This is a genomic window from Isoptericola sp. NPDC057191 (genome assembly GCF_042670225.1).
Classification (GTDB): Bacteria; Actinomycetota; Actinomycetes; order Actinomycetales; family Cellulomonadaceae; genus Isoptericola.
Genome location: NZ_JBHUWC010000293.1, coordinates 1 through 2546 on the forward strand (window position 1 = coordinate 1; position 2546 = coordinate 2546).

Annotated in this window: 3 protein-coding genes; 1 reads left to right on the forward strand and 2 read right to left on the reverse strand. The window is 71.2% G+C overall.

Going from position 1 to position 2546, the window contains the following annotated elements; all coding sequences use genetic code 11:
- A partial coding sequence (locus ACFT55_RS19920; protein WP_380245589.1) for an FMN reductase occupies nt 1-643 on the reverse strand: 643 nt, incomplete at its 3' end.
- Nucleotides 640-1824 (reverse strand): LLM class flavin-dependent oxidoreductase, encoded by a 1185-nt coding sequence (locus ACFT55_RS19925; RefSeq protein ID WP_380245590.1) that lies wholly within the window; start codon nt 1822-1824, stop codon nt 640-642. The genes ACFT55_RS19925 and ACFT55_RS19920, both read right to left, overlap by 4 nt.
- Before the next feature lie 343 nt (nt 1825-2167).
- On the opposite strand from ACFT55_RS19925, the gene ACFT55_RS19930 reads away from it, so the two are divergent.
- Nucleotides 2168-2512: an RNA polymerase-binding protein RbpA gene (locus ACFT55_RS19930; RefSeq protein WP_225566476.1), complete on the forward strand. Its 345-nt coding sequence runs from the start codon at nt 2168-2170 to the stop codon at nt 2510-2512.
- Nucleotides 2513-2546 lie beyond the last annotated feature (34 nt).

Sequence of the window (2546 nt, forward strand, 5' to 3'; positions counted from 1 at the left end):
GGAGCTCGGTGAAGCTCGGGGTGGCGGCGAACGGGTCGGCGGGGCCGTCGTTCTCCCGGCGCGCGACCCGCTGGGCGAGCTCGCGGCCCGCGCGGGCGATCCGCCGGGGCAGGCCCGCGGCAGGGTCGTCGGCGCTCGCGGCCCAGTCGTCCGTGGCGGCGAACACGCTGGTGGGTACGACGTCGGCCCGCAGGTAGGTGAACAGGGGCCGCATCGCGTACTCCAGCGCCAGGGAGTGGCGTGCCGTGCCGCCGGTGGCGCCGAGCAGGACGGGCATGCCCGTCAGCGCGTCGGGGTCCACCACGTCCCAGAAGGACTTGAACAGCCCGGAGTAGCTCGTGGTGAACACGGGCGAGACGGCGATGAGGCCGTCGGCGCCGGTCACCGACTCCAGCGCCCCGGCGAGGTCGCCGGTCGGGAACCGGGTGAGCATGGCGTCGACCACGGCGTGGGCGACGTCGCGCAGCTCGATCGTCTCGACGCGCACGCCGTGCCCGAGGTCCTCGAGCTCGCGCACGGTCGCGTCGGTCAGCCGGTCGGCCAGCAGCCTGGTCGAGGACGGCTGGGACAGCCCGGCCGAGACGACGGCGAGGGTGCGGCCGGCGGTGCCGGGGACGCCCGGGGTGCTCGTGGGCGTGGTCATGCGCGTGCCTCCTGCGATCCTGCGGACTGGGTGCCCTCAGCAACGGTACCGGTGTACGGGTCCGAGGTGTCACCGACGTGGGTGGCGCCCGCCTGGCCCGCGGCGCGGGCGGCGGCGACGCGCTCGGCGTGCGTGGGCGGGTTCAGCGGCACGTCGTCGGCGGGCCGCTTGGCCTCGACGATCTTGCGCAGCTCGGGCACGACGTCGGAGGCGAGCAGGTCGATCTGCTCGAGCACGGACTTCAGCGGCAGGCCGGCGTGATCGACCAGGAAGAGCTGGCGCTGGTAGTAGCCCACCTCGTCCACGAACGACGCGTACCGGTCGATGACCTGCTGGGGCGAGCCCACGGTCAGCGGCGTCTCGCGCGTGAAGTCCTCCATCGACGGGCCGTGACCGTACACGGGCGCCTCGTCGAAGTAGGGCCGGAACTCGTTCCACGCGTCCTGCGAGCGCTTGCGCATGAACACCTGACCGCCGAGCCCGACGATCGCCTGGTCGGCACGGCCGTGGCCGTAGTGCTCGAACCGCTGACGGTAGAAGCGCACCATCTGCCGGGTGTGGTGCATCGGCCAGAAGATGTTGTTGTGCAGGAAGCCGTCGCCGTAGTACGCGGCCTGCTCCGCGATCTCGGGGCTGCGGATCGAGCCGTGCCACACGAACGGCGGCACGCCGTCCAGCGGGCGCGGGGTGGAGGTGAAGCCCTGCAGCGGGGTGCGGAACTTGCCCTCCCAGTCCACGACGTCCTCGGTCCACAGGCGGCGCAGCAGGGCGTAGTTCTCGACGGCCAGCGGGATGCCCTGGCGGATGTCCTGACCGAACCAGGGGTAGACCGGGCCCGTGTTGCCACGTCCCATCATGAGGTCCATCCGCCCGTCGGAGATGACCTGGAGCATCGCGTACTCCTCGGCCAGGCGCACCGGGTCGTTGGTGGTGATCAGCGTGGTCGCCGTCGACAGGGTGATGTGCTTGGTGACGCCCGCCAGGTAACCGAGCATGGTGGTGGGCGAGGACGCGACGAACGGCGGGTTGTGGTGCTCGCCGGTGGCGAAGACGTCGAGGCCGGCCTCGTCGGCGTGCCGGGCGATGGTGAGCATGTCGCGCACCCGCTCGGTGTCGTCGGGCGTGCGGCCCGTCGTGGGATCGGTGGTGACGTCGCTGACGGAGAAGATTCCGAACTGCACGGCTGCACTCCCTGCTCGTGGCTCTCGTGGACCTGAGGCCTAGGTTCATGCGTTTGCATGTACATGCGGCTGAACCGTGGCACCCCTGCCGTTGTTCCCCGCGCCCTGCCGCCATCGGGTGACGTCGCGCACAAAGGGTGCCTGCAGGGCGGTCTCAAGTTGCGCACGACGCGCCGACTGGCCAGCCTGAGGGGGCAACCGTCACGTCCATCGCCACCATGCCACGTCTGCGGCACTCGGTGTGGACCGTGCTTCACGGGACCTTCACGCACCGGCGGAACATCCGCCGCCGGGACCGCGTTGGACCCTCAGGCCCCTTCCCACCGACCTCCAGGAGGACGACATGCCCGACCGGTCCCTGCGCGGCATGAGCATCGGCAGCAAGAGCATGGAGTCCGACGAGGGCGTGGACTTCGCCCCGCGGTTCCAGGCGCACTACGACTGCCCCAACGGCCACACCATCATCCTGCCGTTCTCCACCGAGGCCGAGGTGCCTCCGGTGTGGGAGTGCCGGTGTGGTGAGGAGGCGCTCCTGCGCGACGCCGAGAAGCCCGAGCCGAAGGCCACGAAGCCCCAGCGCACCCACTGGGACATGCTGCTCGAGCGGCGCACAGTCTCCGAGCTGGAGGAGCTCCTCGACGAGCGTCTCGAGCTCCTGCGCGCCGGCAAGCTGCGCCGCAGCGCCTGACGCTGACGCACGAAAGGGCGGGCACCCCACGGGG

Bases quoted from the DNA above. Each gene is read 5' to 3' on its own strand.
- ACFT55_RS19930 (WP_225566476.1), top strand. From the start codon at position 2,168: ATGCCCGACCGGTCCCTGCGCGGCATGAGCATCGGCAGCAAGAGCATG.